Genomic DNA, 19,655 nt, shown 5'->3' with positions numbered 1-19,655 from the left:
GAAAAGGGGGAGTTCGAAGATTCAGATTCGTCCACAGGCGACGATATGGCCCGCGTACGACACCACGGACTCCACCGTTAAGCCAGGAAGGGGCAACTTAGCGGAGCGCCCGCGCCAGCACATCGGCCACCCGGACCTGCTGTTCCTCGGTGATCTGCGGATATATCGGAAGCGACAGCAGTTGCGGGGCGACGGCCTCGGCGTTCGGGAACGATCCGCCGAGGTGTTCGAAGGCGCCGGTGCGGTGCACGGGGATCGGATAGTGGATGGCGGCGCCGACGCCCTCGGCGTTGAGCTTGGCGAGCACCTCGTCGCGCCGGGGAACCCGTACGCAGTAGATGTGCCACACGTGCTCGTTGCCCTCGAGGGTCTCGGGCAGCACGACGTCGAGGCCGGCGAGCAGCTCGTCGTAGCGGGCGGCGGCCGCGCGACGGCGCGCGTTCCAGGTGGCCAGCCGGTCCAGTTTGGCCCGCAGCACCACCGCCTGCAGACCGTCGAGACGGCTGTTCACGCCGATCAGGTCATGGGTGTAGCGCTTGAGGCCGCCGTGACTGCCCAGAGTGCGTACGGTCGTCGCCCACTGCTCCGAGTCGGTGACCACAGCACCGGCGTCCCCGTACGCCCCGAGGTTCTTGCCCGGGTAGAAGCTGGTCGAGGCGATGCCGTCGACCCCGGCGCCACGGCCGTGACGGGTCGCGCCCTGACACTGCGCCGCGTCCTCGACGATGGTGACGTCCCGACCGGCGAGCCCGGCACGCAGCCGCTCGACCGGCGCGAGCTGACCGTACAGGTGCACCGGCACGATCGCGCGGGTGGCCGGGGTGACGGCGGCGAGGGCGGCGTCGACGTCGATCAGGTAGGTGCGGGGGTCGCAGTCCACGAGCACGACCCGGGCGCCCGCGCGGGCCACCGCCTCGGCCGTCGCGATGAACGTGTTGGCCGGCAGGATCACCTCGGCGCCCGGTCCCACACCGACGGCCCGCAGCGCGAGTTCGAGGGCGTCGGTGCCGTTGGCCACCCCGACGCAGTGCGGCAGGCCGGAGAAGGCCGCGTACTCCTGCTCGAACGCCGCGACCTCGGGCCCGCCGACGAACGCGGTGGCGGCGAGGACGCGTTTGAATCCGGCCTCGACCTCCTCGGCCACCTCCTGGTGGGCGGCGGCCAGGTCGACGAGCGGGATCTTGTTCATGCCTCTCCAAGCGGTTCGAGCCGGCTCTGGAGCTCGGCGATGAGGGTCAGCAAGCCGTGGGTGTGCAGGCCGAGGGTCTGTTTCACCGAGCGGATGACCGTGGCGGCCGGAGCGGGTTCCGAACCCTCCAGCCGTACGGTGCGCAGGCGCAGGACGCCGTCGCCGGTGAGCACGTCGACCCAGCCCTCGGCGGACGACCGGCCGACTGGACGGCCCGGGACCCGCCCGTCGTAGCGGGGCGCGTCGTGCCGCACCTCGGCGCGCAGCACTTCCAGCCGGCGCAAACCGAGGTAGGTGTAGGCGGCCGGGAACGGCGGCGCGAGGGCGCGGATCAGCCGGTCGAGCTTCGCCGTCGGCTCGGCCCAGGTGATCTCACCGTCCTCAGGCAGCCGGGTGCACGAGTAGCTGGCCGCACTCTCGTCCTGCGCTGTGCCCAGGTCGCCCGCGAGCCGGCGGCGTACGGCGTCGCCGAGGTGTTTGCGCTGCAGGTCGTTGAGCTGGTCGTACAGCGTGGACACGGTGTCGGCCGGGCCGATCGGCACGCTGCCGGTGAACAGCAACCCGCCCGCGTCGAGCGACGGTTCGAGGCAGTGGATGCTGATGTGCGCGTCCGGCTCGCCGTTGATGAGCGCCCAGTTGACCGTCGCCCGTCCCCGGTATCGGGGCAGCGGCGCGTAGTGCACGTTGACGAACGGCCGCCCGGCGACCAGGGCCGCGGGCAGGATCCGGTCGTACGACGAGACCACGACGGCGTCGGGCCGGTCGCGGTCGACGACCCGGGTCAGCGACGCGACCGACGTGTCGCCCTCGACCGTCACTCCCTCTCGGGCGGCCAGGCCGGTCACGTCGTCGTCGCCGGGCCGCAGCAGGGTGGTGACCTCGAAGCCGTCGAGCAGCCCGGCGAGCGCCGTGGCGGTGGTGGGGCCGACGCCGACCAGCACGACCCGCGGCCGGTCAGCCGAGCTCATCCACGAACTCCAGGTCTTCGGCGGTACGCTCCCCGGCCGGTCGCAGCAGCACCTCGGCCACCTTGAGCCCGCCGGTCTGCAGCCGGACGATCGGGTCGGGGCCCACGGCCGAGGGCAGCACGCCCATGTGGCCGGCGCCCGGCGGGACCGCGGGCCAGACGGCCAGGCCGCGATCGGTCAGGCCGTCGCGGTCGAGGTCGCCCCAGTACTGAGCGACCACCAGACCCGGCCAGCGGGTGGCGACCACGTCCATCTCGGCGCGGCTGAGGACCGGGCCGCCGGTCGGGCGCATCGAGACGATCAGGGCCTCGGGTCGCGGGGCGTTGACCAGCTCGCCCAGCGACGCCGCCGCCGTCACCTCGGCCCCGGCGGCGATCAGGCCGCGCACCAGGAAGTCGAGGAACGGGTTGTCGCACAGCACGGCGATGCGGCTGCGGTAGGGCGGGATTCCCGCGTCGAGCAGCAGCTTGACGGCCATCAGCCCGAGGTAGGAGAAGACGTCGACCGCGGGGTGCCGCTCGTTGGTGCCGGCCACCGCGATGCCCCGTTTGCGCAGGGCGGCCAGGTCGAGGTCGGTGCGCCCGGCCTCGGCCTCCCACGCCTCGAACATCAGCGGGACGACCGCGGTGGGTTTCATCAGATCGACCATCGCCTGGTCGATCGGGCGCACGTGGCCGCTGTTGGTGACCACGTCGGCCCGCGCGATGTCGGCCGGCCGGCGTTCGGCGGTGACGGTGATGCGCCCGGCGACCCCGGCCGGTTCGGCGAGGGCCATCGTCTGGCGGGTGACCTCGGCCGCCGTACCGTACCGGGTGCTGCGGGTCAGCGCGACGACCTCGGTCGCGCCGGCCATCGCGGCCAGCACGGGCGTGACCGCGTACGGTCCGGTCGCCGCCTCGGTGAGGACGACGGCCCCGGTGAGGTCGAGCCGGGTCTCGTCGATCGAGCGGCGCATCAGCCGCAGCAGCCGGGTCGTGGTCAGACCGGGCGTCATGCGAGCCCTTTCAGGACGCCCACGATGTGCTCCTGGTCGTCCGCGGTCAGTTTGTGGTGCAGGGGCAGGATCAGCGACTCGCGGGTGATCCGCTCGGTGTTCGGCAGCGGTCCCGCCTCGACGTCCGCGTACGCCGGTTCGAGGTGGGCGGCCATGATGCCGCGTCGGGCCGACACGCCCTGGCGGGCCAGCTCGGCCAGCACCTCGTCCCGTTCATGCCGTTCGTCGAGCAGGACCCAGAACGACTGGTAGTTGGTCTGGCCGTACGCCGGGTCCCGCACCGGGGTGAGGCCCTCGACGTCGGCCAGCAACTCCTGATACCGCGCGGCCAGTTCACGGCGCTGGGCGACCAGTCCGGCGAGACGGCCGAGCTGCACGAGCCCGACCGCGGCCTGGATGTCGGTCATCCGGTAGTTGAAGGCGGTCTCCAGGTATGCCTCCAGCACCGGCTGGCTGCTGGCGTGGCGATCGGCGGCCGAGACGTTCATGCCGTGCTCACGCAGCCGCCGCAGCCGGGCCGCGTGCGCGGCGTCGTCCACCGTGACCATGCCGCCCTCCCCGGTGGTGAGCAGCTTGCGCGGGTGGAACGACCAGGCGGCGATGGTCGCGCCCGCCCCGGCCGGCTGCCCGTAGGCGGTCGAACCGGCGGCACACGCGGCATCTTCGACCAGGTGGACGCCCCAGCCGTCGGCCGCCTTGCGCAGCGCGGCCGTGTCGAACGGGACACCGCCCTGATGCACCGCGATGACCGCCCGGGTGCGCGGGGTGCGTACGGCCTCGATCGTCTCGACCGTGACGTTGCCGGTGGCCAGATCGACGTCGGCGAAGACCGGGGTGGCTCCGACGTAGCGGACCGCGTTCGCCGTCGCGATGAACGACAGCGACGGTACGACGACCTCGTCGCCCGGCTGCACGTCGAGCAGCACCAGGGCCAGGTGCAGGGCGGTGGTGCAGGAGCTGACCGCGACGCCGTGGGTCGCGCCGACGGCGGCCGCGAACTCCTGCTCGAAGCGGGCCACGCGGGGACCCTGGGCGACCCAGCCGGAGCGGACGGCGTCGGCCGCGGCCTGGGCCTCCTCCTCGCCGAGCTGGGGAATCATCACCGGGATCATCGCGACGACCGCCACCAGTCGACGAGGCCCCGCAGGCCCTCGTCGAGCGACAGTTCGGCGCGGAAGCCCAGCTTGTCGGCCGCGGCATTCGTGTCGGCCAGGCGGCGGGTGACGCCGTTGACCGCGCGGGCCGGGCCGAACTCGGGGGCCAGGTCGGACTTCATCACGTCGCTGAGCGCCTGGGCCAGCTCACACAGGCTCGTCTCGGTTCCGCTGGCCACGTTGAACACCTCGTCGGTGACGTCGGCGCGGGCGGCCAGGATGTTGGCCCTCGCGATGTCGGCCACGTGCACGAAGTCCATCGTCTGCAGCCCGTCGCCCAGGATCAGCGGCGCCGTGCCCGACTCGATGCGCTCCATCCAGCGGATGAGCACCTCGGTGTAGAGGCCGTGGATGTCCATCCGCGGTCCGTACACGTTGAAGTAGCGCAGCGCGACGTAGTCGAGCCCCTTCATCGCGTGGAAGCTGCGCAGCGTGGCCTCGTTGAAGGCCTTGGCCGCGCCGTAGAAGGTGTCGTTGTTGTACGGGTGGTGGCGCTCGGTGGTCGGGAACTGCTCGGCCAGGCCGTAGACCGAGGCCGACGACGACGCGACGAGCTTCTTGACGCCCGCCTCGGCCGCCGCCTCGACGACGTTGAAGGTGCCGTCGACCAGCACCTCGTTGGCCAGCCGGGGCTCCTCGGCGCACTGCGTGATGCGGATGGCGGCCAGGTGGAACACCAGGTCCTGGCCCGCGGTCAGCTCGCGCACCAGCGCGGCGTCGCGGATGTCGCCCTCGACCAGCCGCACCGGACCGTTCGCGAGCGACTGCGCGAGGTTGTCGCGGCGGCCGCGCACGAAGTTGTCCAGCACGACGACCTCGGCCGCCCCGCCGCGGACCAGTTCGTCGACGACGTGCGAGCCGATGGTGCCCGCCCCGCCCGTGACGAGGGCGCGCGCGCCCTCGATCTGTACGCCCGTCACGCCATGTGCCCTTCATCGAGTTTGATCATTGTTCCGCCCTCGGCGAGGCTGCGCGAGGCCGCCTCGAGGATGCTGAGGACACGCAGCCCGGAGCGGCCGTCGGTCAGCGCCGGCTCACCGGTGGTGATGGCTCGCGCGAACTCCTCGACCATCGTGCGCAACGCCTCCCGCTCGACCAGCGCCGGTGCGACCATGTCGCCGGAACGGTACGACACCAGGATGTCGTGGCGCTGCTCGTCGCCGAGCTCGTCCGGTGAGGCGACGTCGACCCCCCGGTCGTACACGGCGATTCTCTGACTGGGGTTGAGGTCGTCCCAGACCAGGGTGCGCTTCGACCCGCCGACGATCGCCGTACGGATCTTCACCGGGGACAGCCAGTTCACGTGGATATGGGCGATCGCGCCGCTGCTGAGCTCGAGCGTGAGATAGGCCACGCAGGCCCGGCCGGCCCCGATGCCGTCGGCGCCGTGCGCGGCCACCGCGACCGGGACGACGCCCTGCGGCAGGACGAAGTCGAGGATGGACAAATCGTGCGGAGCGAGGTCCCAGACCACGTCGATGTCGCGCTGCACCAGACCCAGGTTGATCCGCACCGAGTCGAGGAAGTGCAGCTCACCCAGCTCGCCGCCGTGCAGCAGCTCGCGGATGCGCAGCACCGCCGGGGTGTAGCAGTAGGTGTGGTCGCACATCAGCGTCAACCCGCGCCGATCGGCCTCCTCGACAAGCTTCAACCCTTCCGCGTACGTGGCGGCGAGCGGCTTCTCCACGAGGACGTGCTTGCCCGCGCGCAGGGCGGCCAGCGCGACGTCGAGGTGAGTGCCGGCCGGGGTGGCGATGGCGACGGCGTGCACGTCAGGGTCGGCCAGCACCTCGTCGAGGGCGGCCGTGACCTGCACGGTCGAATAGTCGCCGAGGACCCGGCGGGCCCGGTCGACGTCCAGGTCGCACAGCCGGCGCAGCCGGAACGCGGGGGTGGCCTGGAAGTTGCGGACGAGGTTGGGGCCCCAGTAGCCGGCCCCGACGACGGCGACGCCGATCGGCGCGCCGGGCGCGGGTGAAGAATTCACTGACATCCGTTTCGTTCAGGAAGCCGCGGCTTCTGGGGAACGGCATGCATCGGTGCATGGTGGACGGTACGTTTCGACCGGAAGCTATCGACGCGATCCACTCCCCCGCCAGAGCACTGTAAGAATTCCGGCGGAAGCCGCGAGCCGATGCCGTACGTTCGGCCGAAAGCTCGCGCCGCTCGGCCGGACCGGGCGACAACCATCGGTCAGAGTGGACCGAATTGTCGATGCGCTCGGGGCCGGCTTCGCGTTGGCTGTCGCTGGTTCGCACCGTCTTCGCACCGTCGGAAGAGAGATGCCATGAGAGAGCGCGAGGGCGTGACCGTCGCCCCGGCCGCCGACGTCGACGAAAGCGCCGAAATCGGTGCAGGCACTCGAATCTGGCACTTGGCGCAGATCCGCGAGAACGCGGCGCTCGGCCAGAATTGCAACATAGGCCGCGGAGCGTACGTGGGTCCCGGTGTCGTGCTGGGCAACAACGTGAAGCTGCAGAACTACGCCCTGGTGTACGAGCCGGCCCGCCTGGCCGACGGCGTCTTCATCGGCCCCGCCGCCGTCTTCACCAACGACGAGTTCCCCCGCGCCGTGACCCCCGAGGGCCGCCTGAAGACCGGCGACGACTGGACCGCCGTCGCCGTGACTGTCGGTGAGGGAGCGGCCATCGGCGCCCGCGCCGTCTGCGTCGCTCCGGTCCACGTCGGCCGTTGGGCCCTGGTCGCCGCGGGCGCGGTCGTCACCAAGGACGTCCCCGACTTCGCCCTGGTCGTCGGCGTCCCGGCCCGCCGCGTCGGCTGGGTCGGCCGAGCCGGCCAGCCCCTGACCGCCAAGGGCGACGACATCTGGGTGTGCCCGTCAACCGGCGCCGAGTACGTCGAGTCCGACGGAGTGCTCACCGAACGCTGACCAGTCAGGCCGCCTTCTTCGTGGCCCCGGCTTTCTTGGTCGCGGCTTTCTTGGCGGTCGTGGCCTTCTTCGCGGGCTTCGCAGCCGTCTTCTTGGCCGCTGCCTTCTTGGGCACTGTCTGCTTGGCCGTTGTCTGCTTGGCCGCCTTCTTGGCGGGTTTGGCGGACGAGCGCCGCTGGGAGGCAGCCTCGACGCTGCGGCGCAGGACGTCGAACAGGTCCGAGGCGGCGGTGGGGTCGGGGGCCGGGTCGGCGGTCTTGATCTTCTTGCCCTTGGACTTCGCCTTGATGAGGGCCTTGACGCGGTCGGTGTAGGTGTCGCGGAAGTCGGCGGGCTTCCACGCGCCGGACATCGAGTCGATGAGTTGTTCGGCCATGCTCATCTCGGCCGGCTTGGCCGTCTTGCGGGTCGGCAGGTCGCCGAGTTGCTCCTTGGGGTCGCGGACCTCGTCGGCGAAGTACATCGTCTGCAGGACCAGCAGGTTGCCGTCGGCGCGGATGGCGGTCAGATACTCCTTGCCGCGCATCACCAGCGTGCCGACGGCGGCGCGGCCCGTCTCGGACATCGCGTCGCGCAACAACCCGTACACCTTGGCGGTCTCGTCGTTGCCCGGGCCCAGCCAGTACGTCTTCTGGTAGTAGAGCGGGTCGATCTCGGCGAGCTCGACGAAGCGGTGGATGTCGAGGCTCTTGGATCGGCCGGGCGCGACCGAGTCGAGTTCGTCCTGTTCGAGCACCACGTAGCCGTCCCCGACCTCGGCGCCCTTGACGATGTCGTCGAGGTCGACCTCCTTGCCGGTGCGCTCGTTGACGCGCCGGTACCGGATGCGGTCGGAGGTGCCCTTCTCGAACTGGTGGAAGCCCACGTCGTGGTCGTGGGTGGCGGAGTACATCGCCACCGGCACCGAGACGAGGCCGAAGGTGATCGCGCCGGTCCAGATCGGTCGAGCCATGTCCTGTGGTTACCCGCTCCGCCCGACAATAAGCAACCGCGTAACCCATTGGTGATCATGAACGCGTAGGGTCCCCGCCACTCCGACGAAAGAGCGAGGATCCTCGATGCACCACTCTGCTCGCCGGGCGGTGACCGCCACCGCGGCCGCCGTCCTGTTGTTCCCCGCGGTGGCGTCACCCGCCCACGCCGCGCCTGCACCCGGCCCGCAGGAGAACAGAACCACCGTCACTCTGATCACGGGTGATGTCGTCACCGTTCGCGGCACGACGGTCAGCACCGCCACCGCCGATGGAAAGCCCGCGGCCGTACGCGTCGTCGAGACGAAGTCGGGCCTGTACGTCTACCCGCTCAGCGCGCTGCCTCATGTCGCGTCGGGACTGCTCGACCGCGACCTGTTCAACGTCTCGCAACTGGTGGCCGACGGCTACGACGACGCGCACTCCCCCGTGCTCCCGCTGATCGTCCGCTACGCCGACGGCGCCGCGGCGCGGAAGGCCGCGCCGACCGGCTCGACCCGGGTACGCGATCTGCCGGCCATCGGTGGCGCCGCGCTGGAGCAGGACCGCGACCAGGCCGCGAGCTTCTGGGCCGGCGTCGCCGGGCAACAGAAGACCGCGAAGCGCTCTGACGGCGGCGTCGAGAAGATCTGGCTCGACGGCCGGGTGCGGGCGTCGCTGGCCGACACGACCACCCAGATCGGCGCGCCCAAGGTATGGGCGGCCGGCAACACCGGCACCGGGGTCACGGTGGCCGTGCTCGACACCGGCGCTGACACCGGCCACCCCGATCTGGCCGGGCGCATCAACGGCAGCGCCAGCTTCGTCCCCGGTTCCGACGTCCTCGACCGGGCCGGCCACGGTACGCACGTCGCCTCGACGATCGCCGGGACCGGCGCGGCGTCGAGCGGCGCCGAGCGCGGTGTCGCCCCCGGCGCCCGGCTCGACATCGGCAAGGTGCTCGGCGACGACGGCTCGGGCCAGGACTCGTGGGTCATCGCCGGCATGCAGTGGGCCGCCGTCGAGCGCGGCGCGAAGGTCATCAACATGAGCCTCGGCAACGCGAACCCGACCGACGGCACCGATCCGCTGAGCGAGGCCGTCGACCGGCTCTCCGAGCAGACCGGCGCGCTGTTCGTCGTGGCGGCGGGCAACGCGGGCGGGACGTCGACGATCGGCGCTCCGGGCGCGGCCGACGAGGCGCTCACGGTCGGCGCCGTGGACCGCGACGACCAGCTCGCCTACTTCTCCAGCCGTGGCCCGCGCCTGGGCGACCAGGGTCTCAAGCCCGAGATCACCGCGCCCGGCGTGGACGTGCTCGCCGCCCGTTCGCAGCTGGTCGAGGGCGACGGCATGTACACGACGATGAGCGGCACCTCGATGGCCACGCCGCACGTGGCGGGCGCGGCCGCGCTGGTGCTGGCCGCGCACCCGGGCTGGACCGGCCGGCAGGTCAAGGACGCCCTGGTCAGCTCGTCGACTCCGACCCCGCACCTGACGCCGTGGGACGGCGGGACCGGGCGGCTCGACGCGGCTGCGGCGACGGCTGCGAGCGTCATCGCCACCGGCGCGGTCAGCGCGGGCGCGAAGACGATCACCTACACGAACGCGGGCGACAAGGACGTGGTTCTGAGCCTGGCCGGGCCGGGTTTCGTCACCCTGTCGGCGAACAAGGTCACGGCGAAGGCGCACGGCAGCGTGAACGTGACCGTCACCTACCGCGACAGCACCACGAACCAGGCCGGCATTGTCACGGCGAGTGACTCCACCGGTCGTACGGTCGCTCGCAGCTCTGTCGCGACCGGGCCGGTGCGGCCTTTCCACTGGATGACGCTCAAGCTGCGCGGCCAGGACGGCAAGCCGATGGGCGGACTGGTCGAGCTGATGGGGCCGGAGGGCAGCTCCGAGCCGATGTTCGTGCCGACCAGCGGCGACGAGAAGCTGCTGCTGCCCGAGGGCCACTACTCGGTGCTGTCGTTCGTCGAGGTGCAGGGCGCGCACGGGCCGATGTCGCTGGGCATGGCCCTGATCGGCGACCCCGAGGTACGGCTGCGCGGCGACACCACTGTCGTGCTCGACGCGTCGAAGGTCCGCCGGATCTCGACCTCCGTGCCCCGCGCCACCACCGACTCGTACGCCCGCCTGGACTACTTCCGTTCCCTGGGCGGCGAGAGCTTCTGGCGGACGTTCTGGGAGGCCGGGGTGGTCTACGACAGCTTCTGGGCGCAGCCCGCGCCCGAGCGCGTGACCAGCGGCGACTTCCACCTGACCGCGCGGTGGCGCAAGGAGACCCCGGAACTGAGCGTCACGTCGGGCGATCACACCTTCGACGACCTGGTGCGTCAGGGCGGCACGACGCGTCTGCCGGACGGCACCCACCGGCTGACGGCGGTCGATGCCACGAACGGCTTCGCGGGCGCCAAGGGCAAGGTCGCGGTCGTGCGGCACACCCAGGAGACCCTGGACGGGGAGCAGGCCGCGGCCGCCGCCGAGGCGGGCGTCAAGCTGCTGCTGGTCGTCAACGACACCCCCGGGCGTACGCTGCGCGACTATGGACCGTCGTGGGGGGCTCGCACCCCGATCGAGGTGGCGCTGGTCTCGAAGGACGAGGGTGAGCGACTGCTGGCCGAGCTGCGCCGCGGGCGGGTCACGCTGACCGTCGCGGCCGCCACGACCAGCGACTTCGTCTACGACCTGGTGCAGACCTACGAGGACCGCATCCCGGCCGACCTGACCGAGGAGGCGGGCGCGCTGGCCCGGATCCCGGTCGACTTCACCCAGCCGCGGCCGTCGGACGGGGGCGAGTTCCGGTTCGACTACCCGGCCTACAACGACCGGTGGGGCATCGGCGGGCTCAGCAGCCGGCCGCTGCCGCAGCACCGCGTCGACTTCGTGAGCACCGGCGGGCCGTACCGCTGGGGCCAGGAGGCGTACGTGTCGGGGCTGACCTTCGAGATCGGCGTGCGTCAGGCGTACCGGCCTGGTGCGGCCGCGCGGGAGGTGTTCTTCGCGCCGATCACGCGGCCCTACCTGAACAACAACTATCGCCACCCGTCGCGCGACGGGAACACGTTCACGGTGGACGTGCCCGGGTTCGGGACCGCCGATCACGTCGGGTTCGCCCAGGGGTCGCAGAGCCAGACGACCGAGGTCTACCAGGGCTCGACGCTGCTGGGCCGGGCCGAGAACACGTACGCGACGGTGACCGCGGGCTCGGCGGCCAGGCTGCCCTATCGCGTCGTGGTGCGCACCGAGCAGGACGGGCCGCTGTCGACGCGCACCGAGACCGAGTGGGGGTTCCGTTCGGCGGCCGGCACGCCGGTGCTTCCGCTGATCCAGCTCCGGTACGACCGTACGGCGGTGACGCCGGTGCATCTGACCGACGCCGACGGGGCCGGCCGGCTGGGCGCGGCCCGCGTCGAGGTCTCGTACGACGACGGCAAGCACTGGGTGGCCCGGACGGCGAACCCGCCGCGCGGCGCCGCGTACGTCTCGATCCGTACGACCGCCTCTGACTCGGCCGGTAACACCGTCAAGCAGACCGTGATCAGAGCCTTCCCGGTTCGCTGAGCCAGGGCCGGGCGGGTGGGCGTGACCTGCTCGCCCGGCCATGAACCATCGTCGATTTTCGCCGTTGTAGTTGCGGCACCAACGGTTGATCATCGAAGGAAAACAATGACCAGCAAGGCAACCCTGTTCTTCTCACGCTCGGTCGAGGCACTGCTCATCGTGCTCGGCGCCGTGATCTTCTTCTTCACCGACGGGGACGAGCAGCTGCTCGCGATCCTCGCCTGGGACCTGATCGCGATTCTCTACATCATCGTGCGGGTGCTGCGACTGCGGCGCAGCGGCCGCTCGACCGAGCGCACCGAGTGGCTCACCCGGGGCCTCGGCGGCAAGGCCGGCCTGGCCTTCACCATCTTCACCAGCATCGTCGGCATCACCGCCGGCCTGCTGATCGTGATCGAGGAGGGCGACCAGCAGGCGTTCGCGAAGCTCGTCGGCCTCCCGGCCGTGCTGCTGGCGTGGGCCATCCTGCACTTCGGCTACGCCGAGCGGTACGCCAAGTCCTTCTACGCGGCCGAGCCCGACGCGCGCCCGCTGGCGTTCCCGAACATCGACAACCCCAGCTTCGTCGAGTTCGCGTACTTCTCGTTCACTCTCGGCACGACGTTCTCGGTCAGCGACGTCGAGACGCAGACGACCGCGATCCGGCGGCAGATCCTGGCCCACTCGATCCTGTCGTTCGTCTACAACACGGCCACCGTCGGTATCGCGGTCAGCGTCATCACCGGCTGACGACCTGCGCGGACGGGCACTTCCGGCGTACCGTCGCAAATGTGACCCCAGACGCCCGCCGTACCCGGTGGGTCGGGGCGCGGCGTTCCGTGCTGGCGCTGGTGCTGGTCGCCCTCACCGGGCTGGCCGGCACCACGCTCGCGGCGCTGACCCTGCACCGGGTCGAACAGGACCGCCTGGCCCGCGCCCTGACCCAGCGCACCGCGATGGTCGCCCAGGCCATCACCACCGAGGTGAACCGGTACGCGAACTCGCTGACCGACCTGGCCGCCGCCGTCGGCGCCCAGTCGCGGCTCGAGACCGGCGAGTTCACCGCGATCACCGCCGCCGTCGACCGGGCGCGCCTGCCCGGGGCCACCGGGCTGGTCTTCGTCGTGCCCGCCCCCACCGCGCGGATCGCCGGCCTGCAGAGGGAGTGGCGCGAGCGCGGCTCCACCAGCCTCGAGCTGCACCCCACCGGCACCGGCCCGCACCGGTTCGTCGTACTGAACAAGACTTTGGACGACACCGGCTCGGCGCCCGGGCTCGACATGTCCGCCTCGGTCGAGGCAGTCGAGGCGATGGACCTGGCCGAACGAAACCGCCGGGTGACCGTCAGCCGCACCTACCGCCTGCTCAAGGACGCCGGCCTGCCCGCCGACCGCCGCCAGTTGTCGTTCGTGTTCGTCGCCCCGGTGTTCTCCACCTCGCCCGCCGCCACCGACCTGGGCCGGTTCCGGGGCTGGCTGGTCCTCGGCACCCGCGGCGGCGACTTCCTGCGCGAGGCGGTCGCCACCGCGGCCGGTGAAGCCGTCGCCGTCACCCTGCTCGACACCGTCTCGGGCGACCCCATCCCGATGGCCACCTGGCGCCCGCCCGCCGCGCTGGACACCGACCTCGGCGCCGCCGAAACCACCGTCGTGGTCGCGCAGCGCTTCTGGGACCTGCGCGTGCACGCCACCGAGGAACTGCTGGCCGGCACCGACCGGGGCCTCGACCGGGTCGCATGGCTGATCGGGGGCGTGCTGACCGTCCTGCTCGTCGCGCTCACCGCCACCGTCACCACCTCGCGCAACCGGGCGCTGCGCCGGGTCGACGAGGCCACCGCCGCCCTGCGCCACGACATCGAACGCCGCGAGGAGGTCGAGCACCGGCTGCGGCAGCGCGAGACCGAGCTCGTCGGCTTCGCCGGGGTCGTCGCCCACGACCTGCGCAGCCCCCTGGCCCGCATCATGGGCTACGCCGACTTCCTGCACGAGGAGGCCTACGAGCGGCTCGACAGCACCCAGCGCGACTTCCTGGCCCGGCTGCGCACCGGGGCCGACCAGATGCGGGTGCTCATCGACGACCTGCTCGACTACGCCACCGCCGAGAACCGGCCGATGGCCCACGTGCCGGTCGACCTGCGCCGCCTGGCCGAGGACATCGCCCGCGACCGGGCCGGGAAGGTCGAGGTCGGGCACCTGCCGACCGTCTACGGCGACCCGACCCTGCTGCGCCAGGTCTTCGACAACCTCATCGGCAACGCCATCAAGTACACGCCGCCCGACCGCGAGCCCCGCGTACGGGTCGGCTGCCGGCCCGACGACGACGGGTGGCGCTGCGAGGTCGCCGACAACGGCATCGGCATCCCCGAACAGGACCGCGCGGCCGTGTTCGACGCGTTCACCCGCGTCGGGGGCAGCGAGAACTTTCCCGGCACGGGTCTCGGGCTGGCGATCGTGCACCGCATCGTCGAACGCCACCACGGGCACGTCGGCATCGAGGACAACCCGGGCGGCGGCAGCGTCTTCTGGTTCACCGTTCCCGTTGCTTCGATCACCGGCGCTGAGAAATCGCCCACGCTGCGTTGACCAGGCCGATGTGGCTGAACGCCTGGGGGAAGTTGCCCAGCATCTCGCCCGTACGCGGGTCGATCTCCTCGGCCAGCAGACCGACGTCGTTGAGATAACCGGCGGCCAGCTCGAAGACCTCCCTTGCTCGGTGCCCCTGACCCGCGAGCGCCAGGGCCTGGGCCAGCCAGAACGTGCACAGCAGGAACGTGCCCTCGTCGCCGGCCAGGCCGTCGTCAGCGCGGTAGCGGTAGACCAGGCCACGCTCGTCGGTCAGGTCTTTTTCAACAGACGGTGAGCGGCCGCGAGCAACTCCCCGTACACATCGATCTGCTGCTGGGTCCACGCACCGTTGCCGACCCGGACGGGACGAATGCCCCGCCACCCTCTCAAGTGAGGAAGGACCCGCTCGGTCAGGTCGTGCTCGCCGCCGACGCCGAACATGATCTGCAGCGGGGTGTCGGGGCCGATCGCCGCCGCCGCTGCCGTCGTCATGAACGCGAAGAAGTCGCCGGCCTCGTCCGGGCATGCGGCGACCCACAGGGCCTCCATCGTGAAGCTCGCGTCGCGCACCCACGAGTACCTGTAGTCCCAGTTGCGCTCGCCGCCCGTACGCTCGGGAAGTGAGGTTGTGGCGGCGGCGACGATCGCGCCGCTGGGCCGGAAAGTGAGCGCCTGCAACACGCGACCGCTGTGATGGACGAGGTCGCGCCAGGGTCCGTCGTAGGTCTGGTGCAGCTCGGACCAGGAACGCCAGCCCTCGACCGTGTCGGCCAGGCGGGCGGTGAGCTGTTCTTGAGCCCAGACGTGCGCGGGGTGCTCCTCGAGCGTCGAGCGGTGCAGGGCGAACGTCAGCGTTTGATTTTTTGTCACTTTCGTCCGAGCCCGCGCGGTCGAACCGTCAAGATCCAGGTGTACGGGGGTGGTCAGCACCAGCCACTCGGCGTCGCCGCGCGCGGTGACGCCGCCGTCGACGTGCGCGAGCAGGGGCGTGAGGATGCCGTACTCGGGGCGGGGGCGGTAACAGATGTCGACCTCGACCTCGCCGTCGACGCCGGTGATCTCGCGCATGAGCAGGTGCGGGGAGCCGACGCCGAGGGCGTGCCCGCGATTGCCGGCGCCCAGGGCGAGAGCGTCAGTGACCCGGATCGTGCCGGTTTCGGTGCGCCATTCCGTTTCCAGGACGAGCGTACGGTCTCGGTAGCGCCTTTGTGAGCGGCCCGCGCCGACGGGCCGGATCGACCAGTGACCCGCGTCGTCATCCAGCAGACGCCCGAAGACCGAGGGACTGTCGAAGCGCGGAAAACTCAGCCAGTCGACCGACCCGGCCGTCGTGACCAGGACGGCGGAGTGGCAGTCGGACAGCAGCGCGTGCTCGGCGATCGGGACGGTGCTCATACCTCCCAGTGTGATCCGGTCGACGCTCCGTCACGCCCGGGTTGATCCCTGGCGTGGTGAATGCCCGGTGGCCCGGGGTGTGCACCAGGGCCTTTCCCTGGGGCGGCGCCGGGCCTGGCGGAGGCAGATTGTTCTCATGACAATTTCGTTCCGCTTCGAGGTCACCGTCCTGCCCGTGTCCGACGTCGACCGGGCCAAGTCTTTCTACGAGGGTCTGGGCTGGCGCCTGGACGCCGACTTCCCGATCAACGACAACCTGCGGATCGTGCAGCTGACCCCGCCCGGGTCGAAGGCGTCGATCCAGTTCGGCACCGGCCTGACGTCGGCCACCCCCGGCTCGGCCCAGGACCTGATGCTGATCGTCGACGACATCGAGGCGGCCACCGCCGAACTGCTCGACAAGGGCGTCAAGGCCGAGATCTGGCACGGCCTGCGCGGCGTTGACCACAGCACCCGCCAGGCAGGCCCCGACCCCGACCGGCGCACCTACAGCAGCTACGCCTCGTTCACCGACCCGGACGGCAACGGCTGGCTCCTCCAGGAGATCACCACCCGCCTCCCCAACCGCGACTGATCGACAATCGTCGCTGTGTTCCGTAGGGTGCAGGGTCGGTGGGAGCGTTCCCACCGACCCTTCCTCACGCCTGGGGGTGCCCTGTGCGCCGCGCCTTACTCGCCCTTTCCGCTGGCGCTTTCCTGCTGAACGCCTGCGGCGTGCTCGACACCCCGACCGGGGCCCCGGCCCCTACGGCACTGGCCGCTGTCAAGACGACGTGCGAGGTGCTCGGGCGCGCATACGAGAAGAACATGGGCCCGTTCGCCGAGTCCCTGACGGCCTACGTCGCCGACCGCAAGGCGTTGCCAGCGGCCCAGAAGTCTCTGGCCACCTTCGCCACTGCCGTCAAAGAGGCCACGGCCACCAGCGCCGACGCCGAACTGGTGCAAGCCGGCCAGAAGTCAGCCGAGACCATGCAGGCGAGGTCGGCCGACGCGGCGTTCTTCGCCGCGATAAAGACCCCGGCTGACGTCGACAAGACCGTCGGCCCGACATTGACCGAATGGCTCTCCCCGGTGCAAAAGCGCTGTTCCTGACCAGGAGCAGTAGCCAGTCACCCGGACGGCGGCGCCGCCGCACGGCTAACCCCACCAAGGTGGGGAGCAGGTGTTCAGGTTGTCCTCGAGCGTGCAAATGTACGGCTCACCCCCGCATGCGAGGAGCAGGTGCCGGCCCGTCCGCACCGTTGATTGCGATCGGATCATCCCCGCGCGAGCAGGAAGCAAGTCTGAGCCAGCCTGGGCGCCCGTTGAATGGCCGGAACCATCCCCATAAGCGGGGAGCAGCCCGCACCGACCCAGGCCGCCTTCCTAGCGATGGGATCATCCCCGCGCACGCGGGGAGCAGGGCGCGGTGCAGTTCTCGTGCAGGTAGAACCAAGGATCATCCCCGCATGCGCGGGGAGCAGCCGCGATCCTAGCCCGCGACCGACTTGGGCCGACGTGGGATCATCCCGCGTGCACGGGGAGCAGTCGACCCAGTCCTTGGTCTCGGCCAGGTCGGCTGGATCATCCCCACGTGCGCGGGGAACAGATCCAGTCGATCGCGGCCACTGCCGTGCCACGGATCATCCCCACGTAAGCGGGGGCAGATGACGATCTGCCCGCGTGAGTTGTAGCGGTACGGATCATCCCCGTGCACGGGGAGCAGTTCTTTGAGTGGGTGGGTGCGGACGGCACCACCGGATCATCCCCGCGTGCGCTGAGCAGGCCGTCTTCCGCCGCCGTTGACTTTTCGTGGCCGGATCATCCCCGCGTGCGCGGGGAGCAGAAGACGAAGGGTATCGAGACTAACCGGGCATGGGGATCATCCCCGCGTGCGCGGGGAGCAGTGTCTCTGTCTCTGTCTCTGGCGAAACGACCCGGGATCATCCCCGCGTGCGCGGGGAGCAGATGTTCCCCACCCAGGACCAGACCAAGGCCATCAGATCAACCCCGCGTGCGCGGGGGAGCAGAGGCTCGGTCTGAACAAGGTCGAGACACAGAAGGGATCATCCCCGCGTGCGCGGGGAGCAGTACGGAGTCACAGATAACGGTGTCTGGCGCGCAGGATCATCCCCGCGTGCGCGGAGAGCAGGCCAGGATCGCTGCGCAGGAAGCCCGGGCCTGGGGATCATCCCCGCGTGCGCGGGGAGCAGGACTTCGCCGGCTGGAAATTCGGCCAGGAAGCCGGATCATCCCCGCGTGCGCGGGGAGCAGAGGTCTCGTGCCGCGGTGACCAGTGGGTCTTCAGGATCATCCCCGCGTGCGCGGGGAGCAGATGCGCCTCGACGACGTCATGCTGGCCGACACCGGATCATCCCCGCGTGCGCGGGGAGCAGTGCGGCACGGTCCGCCCGGCCAGCGGTCCGTCGGGATCAGCCCCGCGTGCGCGGGGAGCAGGGCTACACGCATTGGGGAACGAAGCGCTGGAACGGATCAGCCCCGCGTGCGCGGGGAGCAGTTCGCCCGTGGCGGGTACGGCTTCACGGACATGGGATCAGCCCCGCGTGCGCGGGGAGCAGTCCCCCTCCTTCGGGGGCCGGATCTGAAAACCCGGATCAGCCCCGCGTGCGCGGGGAGCAGTTCTTGCGGTTCTCCGGCTTCGCCAGCCAGTCGGGATCAGCCCCGCGTGCGCGGGGAGCAGGGGTCCCGCTGATTCTCGACCCGAGGAGCATCCGGATCAGCCCCGCGTGCGCGGGGAGCAGTCGGTCTGGGTGAACGTCTCCAACGGGCGCGGGGGATCAGCCCCGCGTGCGCGGGGAGCAGGGCACCGTCCACGACAGCTTCCCGATCGTGTTGGGATCAGCCCCGCGTGCGCGGGGAGCAGTGGTCGGCTGGCTGGTCATTCACGCCGTGCTGTGGATCAGCCCCGCGTGCGCGGGGAGCAGGTTCGGGCCGGAGGTCTTCTGCCACTTCTCGGCGGATCAGCCCCGCGTGCGCGGGGAGCAGGTCTGCGTGTATTTCGTGACCAGGACGTCTACCGGATCAGCCCCGCGTGCGTTCCCCAACGTGGGGTAGAGGTAGCGGCCTTGCGGATCAGCCCCGCGTGCGCGGGGAGCAGCACGTCTATGTCCTTCGTGCGGTGATGCGACGGGGATCAGCCCCGCGTGCGCGGGGAGCAGACGACGGTGCGGCTGCCTCCCGCGTAGAGCACCGGATCAGCCCCGCGTGCGCGGGGAGCAGGACGTCGACGACAAGCAGCAGGGCGGGTGCGTGGGATCAGCCCCGCGTGCGCGGGGAGCAGTGGTCGATGTTCGGTTGCCGGGCCCGGATCATGGGATCAGCCCCGCGTGCGCGGGGAGCAGGTGCCGAGCGTGGGCGCCAACTCCGCCCACGTCGGATCAGCCCCGCGTGCGCGGGGAGCAGGAGAGCGCTGACGTGCACGACATGGTCCTCACGGGATCAGCCCCGCGTGCGCGGGGAGCAGGTGGGGGTCTCCTCGGCGGTGGTCATGGGGTCCGGATCAGCCCCGCGTGCGCGGGGAGCAGTCGGGCAGCAGGATCCCGGCGTCGGTGAGCATCGGATCAGCCCCGCGTGCGCGGGGAGCAGGAGGTCCATGAGGCCGCGGATAACACCATCGAGGGATCAGCCCCGCGTGCGCGGGGAGCAGGGATGCTGCCGGGAACTTCTCGGCCTGGTCGGAGGATCAGCCCCGCGTGCGCGGGGAGCAGGCCGCAGCGCGGGCACACCGCCGTCGGAGTGCAGGATCAGCCCCGCGTGCGCGGGGAGCAGATCCCCTCGGCGCCCATCACGATCGAGCTGTTGGGATCAGCCCCGCGTGCGCGGGGAGCAGCCATCGACCGCCCGCGGTACGGTTCCGTCACCGGGATCAGCCCCGCGTGCGCGGGGAGCAGACTAATTGACCTGGGGCTCCGGAGATCAACTGTGCAGATTTTGTTCACTTGGTTTGGCTGGGTGTCTTGATGGGCCTGGCTGTCCCGGTGGTCCACCCGAGATATTTCGCAT

The 19,655-nt window shown here is 70.9% G+C and carries 13 protein-coding genes, 1 pseudogene and 2 CRISPR repeat arrays; of the genes and pseudogenes, 6 read left to right on the top strand and 8 right to left on the bottom strand.

Translation table 11 applies throughout. The features are described from left to right. Nucleotides 1-97: 97 nt before the first annotated feature. From EER30_RS12985 to EER30_RS12960, 6 genes are read right to left on the bottom strand one after another with little or no spacing between them, the layout of a single operon-like run. A complete protein-coding gene (locus EER30_RS12985) occupies nucleotides 98-1,189 on the bottom strand; it encodes a DegT/DnrJ/EryC1/StrS family aminotransferase (protein WP_127500640.1) in 1,092 nt (363 codons plus the stop codon). Then, a complete protein-coding gene (locus EER30_RS12980; protein WP_127500639.1) occupies nucleotides 1,186-2,157 on the bottom strand; it encodes a methionyl-tRNA formyltransferase in 972 nt (323 codons plus the stop codon). Before EER30_RS12980 ends, EER30_RS12985 begins: the two co-directional genes overlap by 4 nt. Further along, entirely contained in the window at nucleotides 2,144-3,151 is a 1,008-nt protein-coding gene (locus tag EER30_RS12975) for a hypothetical protein (RefSeq protein WP_127500638.1), read from the bottom strand. Before EER30_RS12975 ends, EER30_RS12980 begins: the two co-directional genes overlap by 14 nt. Next, nucleotides 3,148-4,278: a DegT/DnrJ/EryC1/StrS family aminotransferase gene (locus EER30_RS12970; RefSeq protein WP_240669987.1), complete on the bottom strand. Its 1,131-nt coding sequence runs from the start codon at nucleotides 4,276-4,278 to the stop codon at nucleotides 3,148-3,150. The genes EER30_RS12975 and EER30_RS12970 overlap by 4 nt, the downstream gene beginning before the upstream one ends. After that, nucleotides 4,260-5,225, bottom strand: coding sequence for an NAD-dependent epimerase/dehydratase family protein (locus EER30_RS12965; RefSeq protein WP_127500637.1), 966 nt, complete (start codon nucleotides 5,223-5,225; stop codon nucleotides 4,260-4,262). The genes EER30_RS12970 and EER30_RS12965 overlap by 19 nt, the downstream gene beginning before the upstream one ends. Then, nucleotides 5,222-6,292 (bottom strand): Gfo/Idh/MocA family protein, encoded by a 1,071-nt coding sequence (locus tag EER30_RS12960; RefSeq protein ID WP_240669986.1) that lies wholly within the window; start codon nucleotides 6,290-6,292, stop codon nucleotides 5,222-5,224. The genes EER30_RS12965 and EER30_RS12960 overlap by 4 nt, the downstream gene beginning before the upstream one ends. Nucleotides 6,293-6,592: 300 nt before the next feature. Here EER30_RS12960 and EER30_RS12955 point away from each other — a divergent pair, with 300 nt between their 5' ends. Beyond that, complete coding sequence (locus tag EER30_RS12955; protein ID WP_127500635.1) at nucleotides 6,593-7,195, top strand: acyltransferase; 603 nt, start codon at nucleotides 6,593-6,595, stop codon at nucleotides 7,193-7,195. 4 nt (nucleotides 7,196-7,199) lie between these two features. On the opposite strand, the gene ku is transcribed toward EER30_RS12955, so the two are convergent. Then, the gene (gene ku / locus EER30_RS12950; protein WP_127500634.1) at nucleotides 7,200-8,147 is read right to left on the bottom strand and encodes a non-homologous end joining protein Ku; all 948 of its coding nucleotides are present in this window, start codon (nucleotides 8,145-8,147) and stop codon (nucleotides 7,200-7,202) included. 106 nt (nucleotides 8,148-8,253) lie between these two features. Here ku and EER30_RS12945 point away from each other — a divergent pair, with 106 nt between their 5' ends. The 3 genes from EER30_RS12945 to EER30_RS12935 all read left to right on the top strand — a co-directional run bounded on the left by EER30_RS12945 (nucleotide 8,254) and on the right by EER30_RS12935 (nucleotide 14,276). Next, nucleotides 8,254-11,715, top strand: a complete 3,462-nt coding sequence (locus EER30_RS12945) for a S8 family serine peptidase (RefSeq protein ID WP_127500633.1) — start codon at nucleotides 8,254-8,256, stop codon at nucleotides 11,713-11,715. A gap of 105 nt (nucleotides 11,716-11,820) precedes the next feature. Beyond that, complete coding sequence (locus EER30_RS12940) at nucleotides 11,821-12,444, top strand: DUF1345 domain-containing protein (protein ID WP_127500632.1); 624 nt, start codon at nucleotides 11,821-11,823, stop codon at nucleotides 12,442-12,444. A 41-nt stretch (nucleotides 12,445-12,485) separates the two neighbouring features. Continuing rightward, a complete protein-coding gene (locus EER30_RS12935) occupies nucleotides 12,486-14,276 on the top strand; it encodes a sensor histidine kinase (RefSeq protein WP_127500631.1) in 1,791 nt (596 codons plus the stop codon). On the opposite strand, the pseudogene EER30_RS12930 reads toward EER30_RS12935, so the two are convergent. Next, nucleotides 14,242-15,653 (bottom strand): annotated as a pseudogene (locus EER30_RS12930) (glycoside hydrolase family 15 protein). The gene EER30_RS12935 and the pseudogene EER30_RS12930 overlap by 35 nt on opposite strands. A 136-nt stretch (nucleotides 15,654-15,789) precedes the next feature. Here EER30_RS12930 and EER30_RS12925 point away from each other — a divergent pair. Together EER30_RS12925 and EER30_RS12920 are read left to right on the top strand one after the other, a co-directional pair. Then, entirely contained in the window at nucleotides 15,790-16,227 is a 438-nt protein-coding gene (locus EER30_RS12925) for a VOC family protein (RefSeq protein WP_164842307.1), read from the top strand. Between the two features lie 83 nt (nucleotides 16,228-16,310). After that, nucleotides 16,311-16,745 (top strand): hypothetical protein, encoded by a 435-nt coding sequence (locus EER30_RS12920; protein ID WP_127500630.1) that lies wholly within the window; start codon nucleotides 16,311-16,313, stop codon nucleotides 16,743-16,745. Between the two features lie 949 nt (nucleotides 16,746-17,694). Then, a CRISPR array of direct repeats spans nucleotides 17,695-18,638; the repeat unit is 28 nt; unit sequence GGATCAGCCCCGCGTGCGCGGGGAGCAG. An 83-nt stretch (nucleotides 18,639-18,721) separates the two neighbouring features. Then, a CRISPR array of direct repeats spans nucleotides 18,722-19,543; the repeat unit is 28 nt; unit sequence GGATCAGCCCCGCGTGCGCGGGGAGCAG. Between the last annotated feature and the right edge of the window lie 112 nt (nucleotides 19,544-19,655).

The organism is Actinoplanes solisilvae (assembly GCF_003999975.1).
GTDB lineage: Bacteria > Actinomycetota > Actinomycetes > Mycobacteriales > Micromonosporaceae > Actinoplanes > Actinoplanes solisilvae.
Note: the sequence above shows the minus strand (reverse complement) of the source record. Positions and strands in the feature narration are given on the sequence as shown.